The organism is Paenibacillus sp. FSL K6-2862 (genome assembly GCF_038005125.1).
Lineage (GTDB): Bacteria > Bacillota > Bacilli > Paenibacillales > Paenibacillaceae > Paenibacillus > Paenibacillus illinoisensis_A.
In genome coordinates, this window is the sequence record NZ_JBBOSN010000001.1 from 372807 (window position 1) to 392934 (window position 20128).

A 20128-nucleotide genomic window follows, 5' to 3' on the forward strand; every position below is an offset into this window, starting at 1 on the left:
TGATGTTAAAGCCAAGATTGACCAAGTACATGGTGATGATGCTGGTATTCGTGCTGAGTATTTCCAACGTAGGCTTGGCCGCTGCGGCAGATAAGGAACTGTCCAAAATAGTGGTTTCCAAAAATGAGATGTCTCTCGAAGTGGGGGATTCCAGTTCTGTTACGGTAACAGGTGTATACTCGGATAATACGTCAACTAACGTAACCATTAATACATCCTGGAGCAGTAGTGATACTTCGATAGCAACTGTATATAATGGCGCAATTACGGCCAAAAAGGACGGTACAGCCACGATTACGGCAGAGTACCAGAATCAGAGCCAGACTGTTCAAGTAAAGGTTACCAAAAAGGTAAAAGCACTCTCCAAAAACGTACAGACACTGGATTTGCGCACAGGGGATACTAAAGATATTATCCTTACCGCTACGTACAGTGACAATGATACCAACAAGAATGCATCCCAAATGGCAGAGTGGTCTACTAGTGATGAGAAAGTGGCAACCGTAGTAAATGGTAAAGTAACCGGACAAAGTGCGGGTACAGCTGTTATTACAGCAAAAGTAGGCAGTCAAAGTGTAACAGTAGATGTTAACGTTGAGGTTGTTAAACGTGTAGATGTAGACAAAAAGCAGGTTAATCTGCTGTTGAACAAAAGTGAAGATGTTAAATTAACGGCGACTTATCCTGATGGCACGACCAAAGATGTCACTGACCTGGCTGAGTGGACGTCGAGTAATGAGAAAGTCGCAGATGTGTTAAAAGGTGAGATTACGGGGTATTCCGCAGGTTCCGCCACAATCACTGCTAAATATGGAACCAAATCCGTATCTGTAGATGTGGACGTAGATCTGACAAGTAAACTGAGTGTGGAGAAACAAAGTATTTTCTTCCGCTTGAGTGGGTCCAATAAAACAGCCAACATGGTGTTAACGGCTTCCTATCCAAACAGCAGTGATGTGAATGTGACAGATCAGGCTACTTGGATTTCCAGCAATGAGAAAGTTGCAACTGTGTTTAAAGGTCAGATTACAGCCGTAAGCGCAGGATCAACAACAATCAAGGCTTCCTATAGCGGCAAAACGGTAGAGATTGCCGTTGATGTTGATACAGCTAGATACCTTGATATCAAGGATGTCGATGACAAGCTCGCAATGAGTGTTACCGGTGATAATAAGACCAAGCAATTGAAAGCAAGTGCAGAATACATTGATGCAAGCACAGAAGACGTAACTTCCAAAGCTACATGGACATCCAGTAATGCGGACGTGGTATATGTATCGAATGGTGAGTTGATTGCTTATAAAACGGGTACTGCAACTGTTACTGTTGCTTACGGTGGCAAAACTGTTAAGTTTACAGTGAATGTAGACGTTCCGGACAAGTATGAAATGGATAAGAAAAAAGCCTCAGTAGCTGTCGGCGGTACATTCTCTGCCAAAGTACTGGCTGTTTATGGCGACACATCCAAAGATGTTTCGGAAGATGCAGAGTGGAGCAGCAGCAGTGAAAAGATTGCTGAAGTAGACAGTAATGGTTTAGTGACAGGTATTGCAACAGGTAAGGCTACCATTACGGCAAAAATTGAAGGCAAAACACTGACTTTACCTGTTGAAGTGGGCATGGCTAGTGGTCTGGAAGCAGATGTAAACTTCGTAGTACTGTCTGCCAAGGAAACACAACAGATCGTCTTGACAGCGACCGATGAAGATGGATTGACTGAGGATGTTTCATCCGAAGCGACTTGGAAATCCAGCAATTCGCGCGTAGCGGATGTGAAAAAGGGTGTTATTACAGGAAATAGCAGTGGTAAAGCAAACATCACAGCTGAGTATGGTTCCAAAAAAGTGACGATTCAGGTTGAAGTTGACGTCATCTCCCGCATTGAAGCTTCTGAACCGGCTCTTTCCCTGAAATCAGGTGATACAGCACAGCTGACGGTTACTGCATATTTGAGCGACGGTAGCGAACGCGATGTAACCGACAAAGCCGAATGGAAAACCAACAGCTACAAAGTAGCTCAGGTAACCAAAGGAAAAGTAAAAGCGGTTGGTTCAGGTAAAGCGAAAGTTACAGCCAAATACGGCAGCAAATCCGTAACTGTGGCTATCGATGTAGACACATTGAAATATCTACAAACCGATAAAGTTACCCTGACCATGAAACCAGGGGACAAGGTTACCGTGGTAGCAACGGCAACGTATGCAGATGGCAGTGAAGCAAATGTCTCCAAACCGGCACTCTGGAAGTCCTCCCGTATTGCAACAGCGTCGGTGAAGGATGGTATCATCCAGGCTAACGGTAAAGGTAAAGCGACAATCACGGTGAGTTATGCTGGCGTGAAAACAAAAGTGACCATCGTTGTTGAAGCGAAATAAAACTTAAAACTTGCCTTAAAGGTGAGATGTAAACGGGAAAACGGTGATGCCAGCTTGGATGCTGACACCACCGTTTTTTTGTATAAACAATTATATTTTCTCCATCAACGGATTACATCGTATGAGACAGAACCAAGGCACCATAAGCAAAAGCGATAACAATTAAAATAGCTGGATGCAGTTTGGTCTTGGTCATGACCCATAAGGAGATCCCTGCAATGATCAGTGTCTGCCAGATCCCGATGGAATCAGTGGATACTTGGCCGAACTCCCATGTGAGCAGAATCATAAGCACTGCAATAACTGGCTGCACAAGCAGCGTCATTCCTTTGACTTTCGGCGATGTACGATGCTTGTTAAGCAAACGAAGCAGCAGGATTAGTGCGGCAGCAGAAGGTACAATCGTGGCAAAACTGGCGATAAACGCTCCGAACCACCCGGCCACCTGATAACCGACAAATGCGGCAATCTTGGTAGCGATTGGACCAGGGAGCGCATTCCCGATGGCGAGTACATCGCCGAATTGCTCTGTGGTCATCCACTGATAATGGTTCACCACTTCTTCCTGCATGAGCGGGATGGAAGCAGGACCGCCCCCATATCCCAAAATATTGGCTACGAAAAATCCCCAAAACAATTCCCACCATGTTTGAAGCATCGTTTAGGACACCTCCTTGTCGGAGCTGCGTTTGGACTTGTAGCGCTGAACCAGATCCAGGTGGAATACGCCATAACCCAGGAAGACTGCAATAACAATGCCTGGATGAATATTCAGCAGCTGCAATAACACAAACGCAATGACACCAAACAGGATGGCAAAGGTTTTGCCGAGTCCGGACCATGCTTTTTTGGCGAATTCATAAGCCATCATGCCCAGCATCACAAAGATCACGGGGCGCACAGCCGCTACCATGCCTGCTACGATCTTCGACTCACGTAATGCGTACATGGAGCCAAGCAGGGCGATAATGGCAATGCTTGTGGGCAAAATGTGTGCCAGTACGGACACGATGGCACCGAGCACGCCTTTGGTTTTGTAACCGAGGTAAGCAGCCATTTTGGTTGCAATCGGACCAGGCAGGGCATTGGCTATGGCCAAAATTTCGCCGAATTCCTCATCAGTAACCCATTGATAACGGGTGACGGCTTCATAACGAATCAACGGAATAACCGAAGGACCACCGCCATAACCTAATATCCCGGTTCGTACCATACCCGTAACGAGACCGGTGTAATCTTTCCAACTCATGCTGTTTTCCTCCTACAGTCTCATGCCCATTCGGCTTTTATATCGTTTCAATAACAACTGTGATTCGACCTTCACAATGCCAGGCATCTTGTAGAGCTTCTCCAGCAGAAACTGCTCCATCTCTTCCATGTCCGCAAAAATGCCGTGCATGTGCAGTGTGCTTGGTCCCGTCATATGATAGAGGCTGGTGACCGCCGGTTCCTCGTCCAGTTTCTCAGCCACTTCATCAAGGAAGGGCGGCTCCACATCTACATTAAAAAAGGCAGAGACCTGAAGCCCAACCTTACCCGGGTTAATAACAACCGTGAAACGTTCAATAATGCCTTTTTCGGATAAAGCATTGATGCGAGCCTGAACCGCTACACGTGACAGTCCAATCTGTGCGCCCAGATCCGTATAGGATATACGGCTGTTCTGATGCAGGGCGGCTATGATTTTCCGATCGATCGCGTCCAGGTTGTACATTTGCGGGATTTCTCCTCCTTTAGAGGAGCGTTTATCTGACATGATTGATCCATCCTTTTCGTTCTCTATATAGATATAAAATGTAAACCTTCAAAAATGCATTTTGCATGCAGCATTCATATTTTAATGACGAATCGTAATTGGAGTCAACCTATTTATCCATTATATTGAATTTATCCGATTCCAGGCTTTCATTTTGTCATTGGCACCAAAATTTGAACACAAAAAGGCCGCTCTTGGAATAAAACCGCGAGCAGCTCTCTTTCTTTATACTGTAGATTATGCGTATAGGACTAGACACACATTGGTTCCATTTTATACACCTCTGGGAAGGTGAAACGTAATGCTTGTACCCTCACCAGGCTCAGACGATAATGTTAACGTCCCTCCTGCTCCACGAGCACGTTCTTCCATGCTGAACAGTCCGACGCCCTGACCTGCTGTCTGTACATTGAATCCGGCGCCTTGGTCCGAAATTGTTACGACTGTGCCTTCCTGGGAATCTTCCACCGTCACCTGTGCTTCGGCAACATCGGCATACTTGGCGACATTGGTAAGTGCCTCCTGGATAATCCGGTACATGGCGATCTCCCGATTCATCTCCAGCCGTCTGCGCAGGTTGCATTCCAGATCGACTTCGATACCGTAGTGGCGGGTATAGTTCTCAATGTAAGTCCGGATGGCCGGAACGACACCCAGATCATCCAGCACGGAAGGTCTGAGCTCCCAGGCCATGCCACGGACTTCTTCCATAATCCCCGTGACTTGCTTACGCAGCGCTTCCACGCCGGAATGAGGCTTGTCAGCCAGCAGCTGATCGATCTGAATCACGAGCGAGAAGAGACTCTGTCCGATTCCGTCATGCAGCTCACGGGATATCCGGCGGCGCTCCTCCTCCTGAATGTTCATGACCTGGGTCATCATCGTCTGCAATTCAGCTTCGACCCGTTTCAGCTTCGTCACTTCGCTGCGTACTGCCAGGTATTGATATGGTTCTCCGTCATTATCGAGAAAAGGCACAATCGTTGTATTCACCCAGTAGTGGCTGCCATCCTTCGCACGGTTACGAATCTCTCCGTTCCATACTCGCCCTGAAGAAATGGTTTCCCACAGGGTTTTCATAAACGTTTTACCGTGGTATCCCGAATTGATAATCCGGTGGTCCTGACCGATCAATTCCTCCCGGTCATATTGCGAAATTTCGCAGAATTTATCGTTCACATACTGTATCTTCCCTTTACGATCCGTGAGGGCAACGATGGAGGATTCATCCAATGCAAACTTCAGATCGCTTAGCTGATGCAGCGAGCCTTTCAGCCTGCTGCGGAATTCATCATCGGTGATATGATTGTCCAGTTCATCCAGCAGCTGCAGTACAGGCTGCTCGGCCAGTCCGCTAAGTCTGTTCTCACGTGCGCTACTCAAAGTTCAGCAACCCCTTTTTCATGGCAAACTTGACGAGTTCAGGTCTGGTCCGCAGGCCCAGCTTATCCATCAGGTTGCTTTTGTGGGATTCGACCGTTTTGACGCTGATGACCAGGTGCTCGGCAATTTCCTTGTTGGCGTAACCCTTGGCGATCCAGGACAATATCTCTTTCTCCCGTTCGGAAAGTGTGTCATACGGCCCGGCGTTTTCCTGTTTGGATTTGTCCAGATATTCACTCATCAGCCGTTTGGTGGCACTGGGATACAGATACGCACTCCCCTCTGCTACAGAGCGAATGGCTGCCAGCAGTTCCTCGTGCGGTGCGCTTTTGAGAATATATCCTGAAGCTCCGGCATGGATTGCACGGAACAGATACTCTTCATCATCATGCATGGTCAGAATTAAAATGGCCACGTCAGGCATTAACTTTTTCAATTCTGCCGTAGCAGTCAACCCGTCCTTGCCTGGCGGCATGCTGAAATCCATCAATACCACATCCGGTTTCAATTCCTGTGCCTTGGCAATGGCCTCGTCACCATCTGCTGCATCCCCCACGATCCGGATATCATTCTTGCCGTCGAGCAGAGCGATCAGCCCGGAACGCACAACCACATGATCGTCCACAACCAATAGTTGAATCACTACATATTCCCCCTGTCCGCTTCTTGGTTCTGTCTTCATGATACCAAAAAAAGCCACCCAGAGGTTTAATCTCTGAATAGCTTTTCTTCATCGCGTTCGCCGGGCCTGCTTATCCGTGAATGGCTGCAGCTGCTCCGGCCGCTAGCTCTGCTTCCCTGACCTTGTCCGGTGAGAACGTGCATGGCTGCCTGCTGCCAACAAGCAGCACGGCACCAGGGACGCTGCTCTCCAGAAACACAGGCACAGCGATGGCGCATAACAGCCGCTCTGCGATCATCAACGGACAACGGCCAGGTGTACTGGCGTTTGTGGTACTTTCATCCGACAGGGACGTACGGCCTGTCCGTAGAGCAGTGCCCACAAGATCATGTCCGGGGCGCATCTCCATCCGTGTAACGCGATCATTGGTTGCGCCAGAAGTGTACTTCCAGCGCAGCATGGACCCCGAGAGATAGGCCAGTCCGCAAAAATCGGTGGATGTGTTTAGGCGCAGATTATTGATCATCTCCTGAATGCCGGAAGGGAGTTCATCGTGCATGAGAGACACTTCCTTTTTGGAATTACACCATTAGATTAGACTCGGTGACATGGATATGTTTAACCTTTGACCAAGGTGTCCTGAAATATAAGTTTATACGGTAGTTCTATTGTAGTCTCATTCGTCTGAGTTGTAATTCAGGGAATCCCCCTATTTCGGTTCTGCAAAATACTGATCTTAATTAACGTACGGCCTCAATCCGTACACAGCAAGAAACTTTACCATATCGAAATATGTGTATGACCTCATAGGATGTGACTTTTCTCACAGCAAATTCAGGGAATTTCTCAGCCAGGTTCAGGTAATCCCCCGATAACGTTCACGCCGGTTTCGCGATAAGATAGATTCATAAGGAAACACGAGGGGGACGAAAGTGATGGGTACGATATTTACAGAAAGAACAACCCAAGCGACAGAACGTAAAACGGAGGGAAGCAAAATGACACGAGAGACAGGTGGAATACTTTCGTTCGTAACAGCTGAACAGTGGGCCTGGATTGAGGACAAAATGCAGCCCAAACGGGTGAAGTCGGGGTATAGTCTCTTTCTGGAAGGCGATGAAGCCGGATATCTGTACTACATTCGTTCGGGACGCGTGAAAATGACCAAATCGACGGAAGATGGCAAGGAAATCATTTTGTCGATTCAGCAAAAAGGGGACCTGATCGGGGAATTTGGTGGCATTGGCGGCCAGAATCACAGCTACAGTGCAGAGATGACGGAGAAAGGCGAACTCGCGATCATCTCGCTCAGTGATCTGGAAAGCGTGCTTAGCAAACATGGGGACCTTGCCTTGAAATTCCTGCAATGGATGGCACTTTCACAGCGGATTACCCAATCGCGTTTCCGGGATCTGCTGCTCTATGGCAAAGCTGGGGCTTTGGCTTCGACACTGATCCGTGCCAGCAACTCGTATGGCAAAATCACTCCTGAGGGGATCGTACTTGAGATGAAGCTGAACCATACGGAGCTTGCGGAGATGATTGGAGCTACTCGGGAGAGTGTTACACGGATGCTGGGGGCCTGGAAAGAACAGGGTACACTGGACACACTGGATGGCAAACTGATGATTCGCGATCTAGCCGCATTGCGCTGCATGTGTGGGTGTCCTACGTTTCCGAGCTGTCCAGCAGAGTTATGCCGCCTTTAGTTTCACCATAGTCATGGATCACAGATCAATCTTCACTGGCGATTGGGGTCGTTACGGAGAAGAAAAAAGCTGATGTCGGTATTAACCGATATCAGCTTTTTGGAGTTGAGCATATTCCCTGGCGAGGATCGAATAGAGCAACGAATCGTGAAATGCTCCCTTGTAAAACCAATGCTCCCGCATCAGGCCTTCGTACTCCATGCCGATCTTCTGCATGACTCGCTCAGATGCCTTGTTATTCGGCCGGCATTTGGCGTAGATCCGATGTACACCAAGGGTGTTGAAGCCCAAACCCAGCAGCGCATGGCTTGCCTCGGCGGCATAGCCTCTACCCTGATACTGTGGATTCATCACATAACCCATCTCCGCATTGGTTCCCTCCGTGTATATGCCAACGCTGCCGACCAGTGTTCCGTCTGTTTTCAGGCAGACAGCAAGGTCATATTGGGATCTAGGGTGTTCCTGTTGCGACTGCAGAACCTGTTCGATGTACGCAGTTGTATCTTGTTCTGTGTTGGGTCCCCAAGCTGTGTACTTGGTTACTTCAGGTGAAACGGTGTACGTATGTATACTTTCCCAGTCGTCCAAGCCAATCTCTCGTAAAATCAGTCGTTCTGTCTCTGCTAACATGCCATTCACTCCCCTGGCCGATAATTAAGTTCATTTTACCTGTATCGATTGGATCATTATAACAAAAAAATAACTCATGAAGCCGATTCAGATCTGAATCGCTCATGAGTTATTGAAAAGGTTGTTATTGTGGTTGTTTGCATGGAACTGCAGGATAAGTGTAAGCCAATTTGCGGACGATTTCCTTCTGCCACTTCGTATCACCCAAGGTGATGGCCAGGTTCAGAAGATCCAGATAATCGTCAAGCTGCAGTGAAGTCTTTTGCAGTGTTGTATTCATTTGATGTTCGTTCCCCTTTAGCTATATGATCGGTAATTCATGTAAAGTTCAATTGTAAATAAGAGACAACCTCAAGAATGATAATCATTATCACGTATACATGTATTATGCTACGAACACAGCGAAAAAGCAATGTTGAGAAACCAATTAATCATTATTTTTTTTCGAAAAAAGGCTTATCCATAACAGAAACGGAATGTACACGCCCAAATAAGCCGACGGATAGAGGAACCAGCCATTCAGCAGAAAATGATGAGTTTCGGTTGTAAATGTAGTCATATGTGCATTTGTGGCATACACATCTCCGGCAATGACCGTGGCATCACTATAGAAACATATAAGAGCCAAGGCATGAAAACACTTTATGACCGTTCGGGAACGAAGAGCTAGAAAAACCATCACGAGTGGGACAATGATTAGAAGCAGCAAAAATAGAAATCTCATGGTACATGTTCTCCTTTATCATGCTTTTGGTAAACAGTATGGGCAGTTGCGCAACGGAGCAAACTTTTTTCAAAAATTTTACATAAACAAAGAGGAATTCATCATGTGAAGGATTAAATTAAAGTGGACAACCCATTAAAAGGTAAATCTGAGGAGGAGAAGGAGAACATGAAGAAGGCGTTATGGCAGCACTGGATCGGGGCATTCCTAATTTTCATTCTGACGGCAACAGCACTGCTGGGGCCAGGTTCACAGGGTCCGGTACAAGCTGCGGCAGCACCGCTTACTGTATCGCAGGCTATAGCTGCTCAGAGTGGTGGAGGAACGGCGACGGTAGAGGGTTATATTGTTGGACATGCTACCGGCTCACTTACAGCCAAGTTTACATCTCCTTACGCCAATGATTTTAACTTCCTGATTGCGGATTCTCCGTCAGAGAAGGCCAACGCAAAATTGTTGGACGTACAAGTTTCCTCTTCATTCCGCTCACAGTATGGACTTGCTTCCAATCCGAGCCTTGTAGGCAAAAAGGTCATCGTAACCGGAACACTTGGTGCATACAACAGCTATGCAGGACTCAAGAACCCAACCTCCATTACACTCTCTACCGGAACAACCAATCCTAACCCTGAACCGGGCCCAGGGACGACACTGCCAGATGGTACAGGCAAGAAGGTGTTGTTCGATAATACCCATGCCCAAACAGCTGGAGCAGCGGACTGGATCATTGATGGGGCATTTTCAGACTTTGCGAACGGGCTTAGAAACGCAGGCTTTGCCGTGGATCAGCTTGAGCGCAGTATCCCGTATACATTCGGTGAGCAGGCCATCACCTACAATACATTAAAAGAATATGATGTCTTCGTCATTGGCGAAGCCAACGTGCCGTTTAAAGCAACGGAGCAGGCTGCCCTGCTGCAATATGTACAGAACGGGGGCAGCGTCTTCTTCATCTCCGATCACTATAATGCAGACCGAAACAAAAACCGCTGGGACTCCTCCGAAGTGTTTAATGGATACCGGCGTGGAGCTTTTCTGAATCCGGCCAAAGGCATGTCCTCGGCAGAAGCCGAATCTCCAGCGATGCAGGGAGTTACGAGCTCTGACTGGCTGGCAAGCAACTTCGGCATCCGGTTCCGCTACAATGCACTGGGTGACGTAAATGCCACCGATATTGTGGCTCCATCACAGTCATTTGGAATTACAAGTGGTGTAAATGCGGTGGCGATGCATGCCGGATCTACCCTGGCCATCATTGATCCGAACAAAGCCAAGGGATTGGTTTATGTGCCAAGCGGTGTATCCAAATGGGGCAGCGCCGTGGATCAGGGCGTGTACAATGGCGGCGGGCGTGCCGAAGGTGCATATGCAGCCATTGCAAAGGTAGGCGCAGGCAAAGCAGCATTTATCGGCGATTCCTCACCGGTGGAAGATGCGACTCCGAAATATTTGCGAGAAGAGACGGGGGCCTCCAAGAAAACCTATGATGGATTCAAGGAAGTGGACGATGGCACCTTCCTGGTCAACACCGTAAAATGGCTTGCGGTAAAAGAAAGCTATACGAGTCTGTCGCAGGTATCTGGCCTGACATTGGACACACCGACGAACCTGCTTGCCATAGAGACTCCGGCTAACTCCACCGAACCACAGCTTGAGCCATGGTCTGCTCCGGCTGCAGGATATAAATGGTACGATCCAACGACGTTCAAGAAAGGTTCTTATGGCGCCGTTACACCTTAAGGTAGAATCTTAGAGAGCTGCTTAGCTGTACTGGAGCCTGTTTGTGACGCTAACGTTGCAAACAGGCTTTTCCTATTTGATGAAACAGGGCAAGGGTCTGATTGGTATAAATGAATCGTACCGCGGGAAACGTATAGGTTAACTATGTTGGCATCAATCCAGAAGGAGAGGCGGTAAATAATGACCCGGCAAGTAGACTGTGACAGTTCGTCCATGAGACAGAGGCTGAAGGAAGATTTGCATCGTGTAGCGGATCGCATGAATCGGACATTAACCCGTTTTGACAATGACAGTGTCTGTCTGCTCGCACAATTCGCTGAGATTCGTACCGAGATCAAGCAGATTGAGGTGCTCGCCTCTTCCTTTTATCTGGATTGTTACCTGTCTCCCTTCACCGAAAAATTCGCTGAGCTGACGGCAAGCGTACAGCATCTGTCTGATCGCAGATATGGTGCTCTTATCGTTATTGAACGTGAAATTCCTCTGGAACCTATCATTCATTCGGGTGTTGCTGTGGATGCGCGAGTGACCCATGCGCTGCTTGAATCCTTGTTTATCCCCGGTGCACCGCTGCATGACGGGGCAGTTCTGATCCGCGGCAACCAGATCGTCTCCGCAGGCAATGTGCTCCCACTGTCCCAGGCTGCAGCTGGGGAACGTAAAATGGGAACACGCCACCGTGCCGCACTGGGGCTAAGTGAATTGACAGATGCCGTTGTGCTGGTTGTTTCCGAGGAAACGGGACAAGCTTCTTTTGCCGTGGACGGGGATTTGCATCCCATTAATGTCGTTGAGACCATTCATTAACGATAAGCGACAGGAGGCTTCCTAGCTTCGTATTCGTCTTACATCGTGATGTGATTTTGCACATTCTGAGATTATCTAGGTACAATAGAGGATGGCGAAGATACAGAAGCCTTGTGATTTACTCGCAAAAATGGTTGGAGGAGACGGTTAAACATGAGTTGGTTTGAAGTAATGGAGCATCATGATTATGAGGAACTGGTCCTGTGTCAGGACAAAGCTTCCGGGTTAAAGGCGATCATCGCCATTCACGATACAACACTAGGCCCTGCACTCGGCGGTACTCGAATGTGGACGTATGCTTCTGAAGAGGCTGCTATAGAAGACGCACTGCGCCTTTCGCGTGGAATGACATATAAAAATGCCGTATCCGGCTTGAATCTTGGCGGCGGTAAAGCTGTGATTATCGGTGACCCACGCCGCGACAAGAATGAAGCGATGTTCCGTGCATTCGGCAGGTACATTCAAGGTCTGAATGGACGTTATGTAACTGCAGAAGACGTGGGGACCTCGGAGGAAGACATGAACCTGATCTATCAGGAAACGGATTATGTAACAGGCATATCGCCAAGCTACGGCTCGTCCGGGAACCCATCTCCTGCTACGGCCTGGGGAGTGTACCGGGGGATGAAGGCAGCGGCCAAAGAGGCCTTTGGCACGGATCTGCTGGAAGGTAAAACCGTTGCCGTTCAAGGTGTCGGCAACGTAGCCATGAGTCTGTGCAAGTATTTATACGAGGAAGGTGCCCGCTTGATTGTGACGGATATTCACAAGGATTCCGTGAAGCAAGCAGTGGATCGCTTCGGGGCAACGGCTGTTGATCCGGGGGAGATTACCGGCGCCGAATGTGACATCTATGCACCGTGTGCACTGGGTGGAACGATTAATGATGATACACTCAAAACGCTTAAAGCCAAAGTGGTTGCAGGCTGCGCCAACAACCAGCTGCTGGAACCACGTCATGGTGACATTTTGCATGAGAGAGGTATCGTTTATGCTCCGGATTACGTCATTAATGCAGGCGGAGTCATCAACATCGCGGACGAATTGAATGGTTATAACTCGGAGCGTGCTTGGAGCAAAATCGGAGAAATTTACACCAGTTTGGAGAAAATTTTCGAAACCTCCCGTACCGAGGGCATAGCCACGTATATCGCCGCAGACCGTTTGGCTGAACGCCGAATTGAGCTGATGAAGAATACACGCAGCACCTTCCTCCAGCAAGGTCATCACGCACTGAGTGCCCGCCGACTGCGCGGGTAAGTCCAGGAGGAACCATGAGTTTCATACAGCTGAATGCGTTAAAAAGATAGCCAAAGAGGCAGGTATTCCCGAAAGGAATGTCTGCCTCTTTTTTTGATAGGTTACCCTGTTACAGCGTTTTGGGTTACTTTTGCTGCTGCATGTGATCCTTGAAGCCGCCTTTGTAGGTGGTGGTTGGTGATTTGACTTTGTCGATTAACAGAATGCCATCATATTGTTCAGCCGGGATGAAGTTCATCGACATCGGATGAATGACTTCATCCACCATGCCATCCTCTGCTGCAAAGACCGGGCGGGACAACCAGGCTGCAGCACCTGTAGCGTTTTTGGCTTCGGAGAGATCAATGTATGTATTACGGAAACCGGATTTCATTAAGGTATACTCCAGACTGCCGCGAGGCATCGGAGAGATATCAAACGATTGGCCTGTGGAAATCTCGCTCGCTTGTCCTTCATTCATATAAAGCCCGATCACATACATGTCTTCCTGCAGCTTCTCATGCATCATTTCGCCCATGCTTTTGAAGCTGGATTGCCACAACCCCGAGTTCCCGTTACCTTCTCCGATAGGAGGATTGAGAATGGTCGATGTGCTCTTGGCGAGATGGTCATTGTGAGCCCAAAGAATGAATTTTTTACCTGGATACATGACGTCCATTAGCCACTCCAGATTATCAGCCATGGCACGGTCGCGGAATTCGTAACTCTCCCGAGTGTCGTAGGCAGCCATCTCGATAAATTTGCTCCGGTCCTTCAGCACACGGATCATCATGTCAGCCAGTTTCGGGTTATCCGGGAATGACTTTACGAGTTCCTGCTTATGCTCGGTGATCCAATGAACCAATTCCTCGTACTGAGGAGAATAAGCTTCCTTCACTTGGTGAATGGCCGCCTTGAATTCGGGATTGTTGTCGCTGTCGATACCATATTTGTTAAGGACGGCATACAAATCCGTGATGCCCTGCATCTCAAATGCATAGAACTGCTTGCCTCTGGCAGGATCCAGACTGCTAATCCAGTCACTGATAAATTGGGTTAAGTACCCGGTCGTAAACTGCATATCATATCCTGCAAGAATCAGTGGATGATCCGTCTTGCTCTGCTCCTGAATGTATTCGTAGAGGCCGAGTGTTTCCTGCGAGTGCCAGATCGGGAAAATGGAAAGCTCCATCATCTGGGCAGGCGTCAGGTTCGCGCCTTGTTCATAGGCAACGGCTGCATCCCCCATGCCGGATTCGAATGCAATGACATCATAGCCGAGTTCTTCATGCAAAAATTTGATCATGCGCGTTTTGATGGCACTGTATTCCGCAACCCGGTGAAAGTTCTCTCCCAGACTAACTACTTTCTTGTCCTGCAGCAATGGCTTTAGAAAGGCAAGGTCACTGTAGTTGTCCGAGGTCAGGGATGTGATCTCATGGGCATGCTCCTGCACCCATTGCTCCTTAGCTATAGGTGAGGCTGCTGCCGAAGCGGAGCCAGCAATCATGGCAATAGCCATGCCGAGTACGGCTGTTTTTTGAATAAAACGATATTTCAGGTTCATGATGTGTATCCTCCGTATGAATGATATGTTAAAATCCATAACCCAAGGATACGGGCTAATTCTAAAGAAAGTATAACGCGGAATTATAATGTTGTTGTGCTTTCTCTATTGGCAGCTTATTTGGTCATTTAAGTGAATGGGCAGACCTTGATAAAAATGCGAAAGAAGGAGCCTAATCACTGGGATTAGGCTCCTTTTATATTAATTATGGGAATCGGTTATGAGTTGCTGACAATGCTGGCTTTCTTTTCAGTGAAATAGTAACCGAGGGCCAGCAGCGGCATGATCAGGCCTATTAGTGTCGTCAGACTCCAGCCACCTGATGCGTAAGACCAGCTTCCAATAGAGGAACCAAGGGCACCTCCAATAAAGAAGATCGACATGAAGATCCCGTTCACCCGTCCTCTTGCTTCGCCAGCAAGGGAGTAGATGACGCGCTGCCCCAGAACGAGATTGCCCGAGACTGCCATGTCGAGTGTAATGGCAACAACGACCAGTAGAACCAGCTCAGCAGTCGAATGTCCCTGGAACACGTACGCAAGGCCGAAGGATAGAACAGCAATTACAATGGCGAGACCGGTCAATATCCGGGTCAGGCCTTTGTCTGCCCATCTGCCCGCGATGGGAGCCGCAATGGCCCCGCCCACCCCGGCTAGGGCAAACCAGGCAATGCCCTGCTGGGTCATGCCAAAATCATTCGCCAGCCGCAAGGGTACAGTGGTCCAGAAGAGACTAAAGGCACCAAACAAGCTGGCCTGATACAGCGCCCGGCGGCGCAGCATGGGCAGAGTTTTAAACAGGGTACCCAGTGAAACAATGAGCTGACCATATTTCATTGCAGGCTGAGGCTTGCGTGCAGGAAGAGCGCGTGATAATAGCAGAGCGAGCAGTGCAATAACGATAGCGGAGAAGATAAAGACAGCCTGCCAACCAAAAGCATCCGTAATGAAGCTTGCCACCGGACGAGCCAGCATGATGCCAAGAAGAAGGCCGCTCATGACATTGCCTACGACCTGCCCGCGTTGTTCTTCCGAAGTAAGGTAAGTCGCGTAGGGTACGAGAATCTGGGCAACGACGGAACCTACACCGATAACCAGAGAGGCCGTTAGAAATAATACAGCATGAGTGGAGAACGCTGCTGCAGCCAAGGCAACAACCAGTAATACCAGAAAGGAAGTTACGAGCCGCCGATTCTCCATAATGTCACTGAGCGGTACGATAAACAGCAGTCCGATGACATATCCAACTTGTGTTAACGTTACGATTAATCCTGCCGCAGCAGGCGACAATCCTGTCGAATCACTGATCGGCCCGATTACGGTCTGTGCGTAGTACAGATTAGCCACAATGAGTCCGCATGCCGCAGCCAAAAGGAAAACCAGCCAACGGGGAACCTGTTTTGCTTGCACATCGTTTTTCATGTTCATGATTATCATCCTCCACATGGTATTAAATTACTACTCATAATGAGTCAATACAGCTGGAATCATTATTTTCTAAACAGTTCGTTCACTAATTACAAACATATAATAAACTAAACGTCTAGTATTGTAAATAGGCGCAAATAAATTATTTGGGAGAATCAGCATCGTCGGAGGAGCAAATTGTTTATGTAGTGGGCAATTTAGTATAATGAACGTATCGTTTTTAAGAAAATAGAAATGAAATGTGTGCTTAGAAACAAGGAGGGGTCTAGATGACAGCCAAAAGAGGGCGTCCCCGCAACATGGAAACCCAGAATGCCATTCTGGCAGCAGCCTATGAGTTATTATTGGAACATGGCTTTGCCGCGATTACGGTTGAAAAGATAGCTGAGCGAGCGCAAGTAAGCAAAGCAACCATATATAAATGGTGGCCCAATAAGGGGGCTGTCATTATGGATGGATACATGTCGGCCATGACAGCAAGATTGCCTGTCCCGGATACAGGATCGGTATTTGAGGATGTACGCATTCATGCGAGTAATATGATTCAATTTTTGACCAGCCAGGACGGAAAGGCCATTACAGAGATTATCGGAGAAGGGCAGTCAGATCCAGGTCTTGCGGTAGAATATCGGACCAGATATATTCAGCCTCGTCGGCGTGAAGCTTGGGGGATTATTGAAAAGGGCGTAACGCGGGGCGAATTGAAGAGTGACCTGGATATCGGTTTGTGCATCGACATGATCTACGGGCCGGTGTTCTATCGCATGTTAGTGACGGGGGAACCAATGGATCCTGAGTTTGTACAGAGGCTACTGGATTCACTATTTGCAGGGATTAAGTCCAAGTAAGCGGAGAGAAGGAACGAAAGCCGAAGGGTAACAGGGCGATTCTCATGAATCACCCTGTATGAAGGCGTATCTGGCGAGGCTGCGTCATACCTGAAACAGGGGAGAAATGGCTGAGGGCCAAGAAGCAGAAGTATCGGAGGCAGAGGAAGGAGATTGCTGGCTTAAAACGGGGGGAGCGTTCCATACCACACTCGGCAATTCTCGTCGTAATACAGGTGCTACGTCGTGGGCAAAGCGCTCCACTTGCTCCAGCTGCTCACTATGACTGAGTCCATCCACGCTAATGCTTAGCACCTGATGTCCGAAAGCGGCATGGTAATCCATGATTTTCTCAATGACCTGTTCCGGACTGCCAATAAGCACGGGTCCACGTGCAATGTTATCTTCCAGATCTGTGAAGGGTGACTGGTTATGCTGTGCGGCAGCGGTAGCATGAAATGCATTATAGTAAGGTGTGTAGCGACGAATCGCCTCCTCACGAGTATCTGCCAGATACAGGCTGCCTGCTCCCGATCCGATCACCGCACGCCTTGCATCATGACCATAATAATCGAGGCGTTCCCGATAATGGTCAATCAATGCTTTGTATTTTGCCAGGGGATGAAAAGAATTCGAAGTGAAAAGCGGCTCACCATATTTCGCAGCCAGTTCAGTAGAGAGTGTACTCGACGCGCTGCCATGCCAGATTGGAATGGATTGCTGGAGTGGTCTCGGCCAAGTGGTAACCTCATGAAGGGGAGGTCGATACGTGCCCTGCCAGGTTACATTCTCCTCCGTCCACAGGCGCTTCAGCAGTTCATAACGTTCAGCAAGGGAAACCCACTGTTCCTCTTCACGAATGCCAAACAGCAGATAGTGCCGGGGGTCATTGCCTTTCCCGATGATCATCTCCAGCCGTCCACCAGATAACTGATCCAGCGTTGCATAATCCTCTGCAACCCGCACTGGATCCAGTACGCTCAGAACAGTGACTGTGGTAAGCAACCGGATACGTGAGGTAGCTGCAGCTATAGCAGTCAATACAACTGGAGGTGAAGAGGACAGAAAAGGTGCCCCGTGCCGTTCACCAATCCCGTACGCATCGAAACCCAAACGCTCGGCCAGTCTGGCTTGCTCCAGAATGTTGTGGAATTTCTGCTGTGTCGTGAGAGCTTCACCAGTGACCGCATTAGGCAGGTTCATCATGAGGCTAAACAAGGCAAATTTCATCTGAACTTCTCCTTGAACTGGATTGGCCATTCTGTGTTGTTTAATCCTATGGAAATAGTAGGATATTATGAATTAAACTTACTGTAACATGTCCGTTTCGATTCTTCTAATGGATTTTTTCTATAAGACGAAATATATTCAATATAAATGTCTAAATGTGCAGGAAATTGCCACGATTTTTATTGACCGCTGTAAAATTTAGGATTAAAATTGTACTTATCATAGAAATTCAAATTTCTGGATTTTCATTGTGGAGGTGGGAGACATGGAACCTACAACTACGATACGCTCAAATATTGAGGATTACATCAGGAAACAGGGGTATACCCTTCAATACTTTGCTGATATATCGGGGGTTAACGCCGGGACGTTAAGTGCAATTATCAAAGGTACACGGCCGATCGCCATGGCTCAATTGGACCTCATCACCCAGGGCATGAAGCTGGAAGAGGGCCACTTCTACGAAATATATGGTGCTGAATGTTTTGTGGAATCCGCACCGCACTGGAGAAGGCTGGAGCCGTTCCTGCAACGCTGCGCTGAGTTGGACAAGCTGGACTGCATACAGAGGGTAATTCAGCAAGTGACGGATGACCGCTCCTATGTGTCCGAATTGTTCGAGCTGGCCGAGTATATGCTTGAACGTGGTCAGAAGAAGGCTGCGCGAATGCTGTACGAATGTGTCGCCGAGTGTGAGAAGTACCAGCACTCCGAACGTCTGGCACTATGCCATTATCGCATCTTCACCTTGTCTCTGAGCCAGGACCAGCATGAGAATCTCAGGGCTGCAGTACACTTCGAGCCGTATATTAACCGGCTGGATGAAGAGCGACAGCTGGACGCAATCAGGGAATTGGCTAATACATATAGTGGATTGCGCCACTGGGATAAGGTATTTCAATTAGCTGGTGAACTAGAGCAGCGAGTTGGATTTTTGGAACAATATCTAACGAAGAAAAAAGGTTTAGATAACCATAGAGTTTCCAAGCACCCTCTATTCACCTACAGATCTTATGCGCATTTATTGATGTCTAATGTGTGGGGCGAGCGAGGAAATTACGAAAAAGCTTTGAATCTTACAACGCTGTACTCCAATGTTGTTGTTGATGACCCTACAGCAGAGGATCTTATATTTATTAAAAGATTTAAGGATTGGGCGGAAGTTAATTCCTACCTTTATAAATTGATGTTGGGTGATTACGAAGCCTTAGATTCCTATTTGGATTTTATTGATGAAGACGAAAATGAAACACTTCTTGGGTTGGTTAAGGTTATGGAAGCAGCAAATCTATACAATTTGAATGTAGACCACGCCCTCAGGAGGTTTGATCTATATATTCATCTTTTATTTGAGGAAGGCAATCACGAAACTAGCTATGTTGTTCAAGTCAAAGATGATAGGTACACCAAATTTTGGGCAGAATTAGCGTTCTATCAGTTATCTAAGGAAAGATATGAAGAAGGATTTAGGAGTCTAATGACTTGTTTGTCATCAGCTCATAAAATCAAAGATGACTCAACAATCATTTACTGTGTAGGTTTATTCGAAGAATACAGGCATCAAGCGACTGAATCTGTTAAGCTAAACTATTCTAATCTTATCAAGGAGGTTTATGGTCGATATGCTAAAAAAAGCCACGTTAGTATTAATGCTGTTTAGTTCAATCCTTTTGATTACAGGTATGATTAACCCTATGGATTCCATGAGAAGTTCTGTATCCAGTCACGGCACAGGTGGATATTAAAAAGTCTTAGGTTTGTGTATAGATGTTGTTAAATGTGGACGAGCGTTCTTTCCGGATTTAGGAAATGAACGCTCTTTTGTGAATGTATTCTAATATGAATCAACCATAGCAATTGAGAGATGTTAATAGTTAGCTGCAATTAAGAGTTGGTTAATTGGAATCCGTACGTGAAAATAATCATTTAATTCTATACAAGATGTGGAATGTGAATGCGGTTAAACACCTAATGTTGGTTAGTCTTAAGTCTATATCTTGAATTGTTGCAAAATGCTTGGTAATGAATGAATACCTCTGCAAATAAACTTTTTGATTTGCAAAGGAATAAAATATGAATTTTTTGGCAATCT

At 47.5% G+C, this 20128-nt stretch carries 19 protein-coding genes; 7 read left to right on the forward strand and 12 right to left on the reverse strand.

Annotated features, from left to right (window positions below):
* Nucleotides 1–2: 2 nt before the first annotated feature.
* On the forward strand, nt 3–2375 hold the full coding sequence (locus tag MHB82_RS01810; RefSeq protein WP_341173667.1) for an Ig-like domain-containing protein: 2373 nt from the start codon (nt 3–5) through the stop codon (nt 2373–2375).
* A 112-nt stretch (nt 2376–2487) separates the two neighbouring features.
* On the opposite strand, the gene MHB82_RS01815 is transcribed toward MHB82_RS01810, so the two are convergent.
* The 6 genes from MHB82_RS01815 to MHB82_RS01840 all read right to left on the reverse strand — a co-directional run bounded on the left by MHB82_RS01815 (nt 2488) and on the right by MHB82_RS01840 (nt 6695).
* On the reverse strand, nt 2488–3033 hold the full coding sequence (locus tag MHB82_RS01815; RefSeq protein ID WP_095291571.1) for a chromate transporter: 546 nt from the start codon (nt 3031–3033) through the stop codon (nt 2488–2490).
* 3 nt (nt 3034–3036) lie between these two features.
* Complete coding sequence (locus MHB82_RS01820) at nt 3037–3624, reverse strand: chromate transporter (protein ID WP_341173668.1); 588 nt, start codon at nt 3622–3624, stop codon at nt 3037–3039.
* Nucleotides 3625–3636: 12 nt separating this feature from the next.
* Nucleotides 3637–4131 carry an Lrp/AsnC family transcriptional regulator gene (locus tag MHB82_RS01825; RefSeq protein ID WP_095361639.1) on the reverse strand — a complete coding sequence of 165 codons (495 nt, stop codon included), beginning with the start codon at nt 4129–4131 and terminating at the stop codon, nt 3637–3639.
* A 273-nt stretch (nt 4132–4404) separates the two neighbouring features.
* The gene (locus MHB82_RS01830; protein WP_095361638.1) at nt 4405–5514 is read right to left on the reverse strand and encodes a PAS domain-containing sensor histidine kinase; all 1110 of its coding nucleotides are present in this window, start codon (nt 5512–5514) and stop codon (nt 4405–4407) included.
* On the reverse strand, nt 5507–6157 hold the full coding sequence (locus MHB82_RS01835) for a response regulator (protein WP_095361637.1): 651 nt from the start codon (nt 6155–6157) through the stop codon (nt 5507–5509). The genes MHB82_RS01830 and MHB82_RS01835 overlap by 8 nt, the downstream gene beginning before the upstream one ends.
* A 109-nt stretch (nt 6158–6266) precedes the next feature.
* Complete coding sequence (locus tag MHB82_RS01840) at nt 6267–6695, reverse strand: GAF domain-containing protein (RefSeq protein ID WP_341173669.1); 429 nt, start codon at nt 6693–6695, stop codon at nt 6267–6269.
* Nucleotides 6696–7071: 376 nt separating this feature from the next.
* On the opposite strand from MHB82_RS01840, the gene MHB82_RS01845 reads away from it, so the two are divergent.
* Entirely contained in the window at nt 7072–7845 is a 774-nt protein-coding gene (locus tag MHB82_RS01845) for a Crp/Fnr family transcriptional regulator (RefSeq protein ID WP_249281211.1), read from the forward strand.
* Between the two features lie 81 nt (nt 7846–7926).
* Here MHB82_RS01845 and MHB82_RS01850 read toward each other — a convergent pair whose 3' ends face one another.
* The 3 genes from MHB82_RS01850 to MHB82_RS01860 form a co-directional block, all read right to left on the reverse strand.
* Nucleotides 7927–8475: a GNAT family N-acetyltransferase gene (locus MHB82_RS01850; protein WP_341173670.1), complete on the reverse strand. Its 549-nt coding sequence runs from the start codon at nt 8473–8475 to the stop codon at nt 7927–7929.
* Nucleotides 8476–8599: 124 nt separating this feature from the next.
* Entirely contained in the window at nt 8600–8755 is a 156-nt protein-coding gene (locus tag MHB82_RS01855) for a hypothetical protein (protein WP_170948240.1), read from the reverse strand.
* A gap of 147 nt (nt 8756–8902) precedes the next feature.
* Nucleotides 8903–9199 carry a hypothetical protein gene (locus MHB82_RS01860; RefSeq protein ID WP_341173671.1) on the reverse strand — a complete coding sequence of 99 codons (297 nt, stop codon included), beginning with the start codon at nt 9197–9199 and terminating at the stop codon, nt 8903–8905.
* Between the two features lie 168 nt (nt 9200–9367).
* Here MHB82_RS01860 and MHB82_RS01865 point away from each other — a divergent pair, with 168 nt between their 5' ends.
* From MHB82_RS01865 to MHB82_RS01875, 3 genes are all read left to right on the forward strand, one after another.
* Nucleotides 9368–10939 carry a DUF6359 domain-containing protein gene (locus MHB82_RS01865; RefSeq protein ID WP_341173672.1) on the forward strand — a complete coding sequence of 524 codons (1572 nt, stop codon included), beginning with the start codon at nt 9368–9370 and terminating at the stop codon, nt 10937–10939.
* Between the two features lie 180 nt (nt 10940–11119).
* Nucleotides 11120–11746: a sporulation-specific diadenylate cyclase CdaS gene (cdaS, locus tag MHB82_RS01870; protein ID WP_341173673.1), complete on the forward strand. Its 627-nt coding sequence runs from the start codon at nt 11120–11122 to the stop codon at nt 11744–11746.
* Nucleotides 11747–11899: 153 nt separating this feature from the next.
* Nucleotides 11900–13006: a Glu/Leu/Phe/Val family dehydrogenase gene (locus tag MHB82_RS01875; RefSeq protein WP_341173674.1), complete on the forward strand. Its 1107-nt coding sequence runs from the start codon at nt 11900–11902 to the stop codon at nt 13004–13006.
* Nucleotides 13007–13130: 124 nt separating this feature from the next.
* On the opposite strand, the gene MHB82_RS01880 is transcribed toward MHB82_RS01875, so the two are convergent.
* Nucleotides 13131–14552: an erythromycin esterase family protein gene (locus tag MHB82_RS01880; RefSeq protein ID WP_341173675.1), complete on the reverse strand. Its 1422-nt coding sequence runs from the start codon at nt 14550–14552 to the stop codon at nt 13131–13133.
* A gap of 218 nt (nt 14553–14770) precedes the next feature.
* A complete protein-coding gene (locus MHB82_RS01885) occupies nt 14771–15979 on the reverse strand; it encodes an MFS transporter (RefSeq protein WP_437126829.1) in 1209 nt (402 codons plus the stop codon).
* 269 nt (nt 15980–16248) lie between these two features.
* On the opposite strand from MHB82_RS01885, the gene MHB82_RS01890 reads away from it, so the two are divergent.
* Nucleotides 16249–16827, forward strand: a complete 579-nt coding sequence (locus MHB82_RS01890; RefSeq protein WP_095361630.1) for a TetR/AcrR family transcriptional regulator — start codon at nt 16249–16251, stop codon at nt 16825–16827.
* A gap of 84 nt (nt 16828–16911) precedes the next feature.
* Here MHB82_RS01890 and MHB82_RS01895 read toward each other — a convergent pair whose 3' ends face one another.
* The gene (locus MHB82_RS01895; RefSeq protein ID WP_341173676.1) at nt 16912–18036 is read right to left on the reverse strand and encodes an LLM class flavin-dependent oxidoreductase; all 1125 of its coding nucleotides are present in this window, start codon (nt 18034–18036) and stop codon (nt 16912–16914) included.
* A 265-nt stretch (nt 18037–18301) separates the two neighbouring features.
* Between MHB82_RS01895 and MHB82_RS01900 the strand changes: the two genes are divergently transcribed.
* Complete coding sequence (locus MHB82_RS01900) at nt 18302–19696, forward strand: transcriptional regulator (protein ID WP_341173677.1); 1395 nt, start codon at nt 18302–18304, stop codon at nt 19694–19696.
* Nucleotides 19697–20128: the final 432 nt, after the last annotated feature.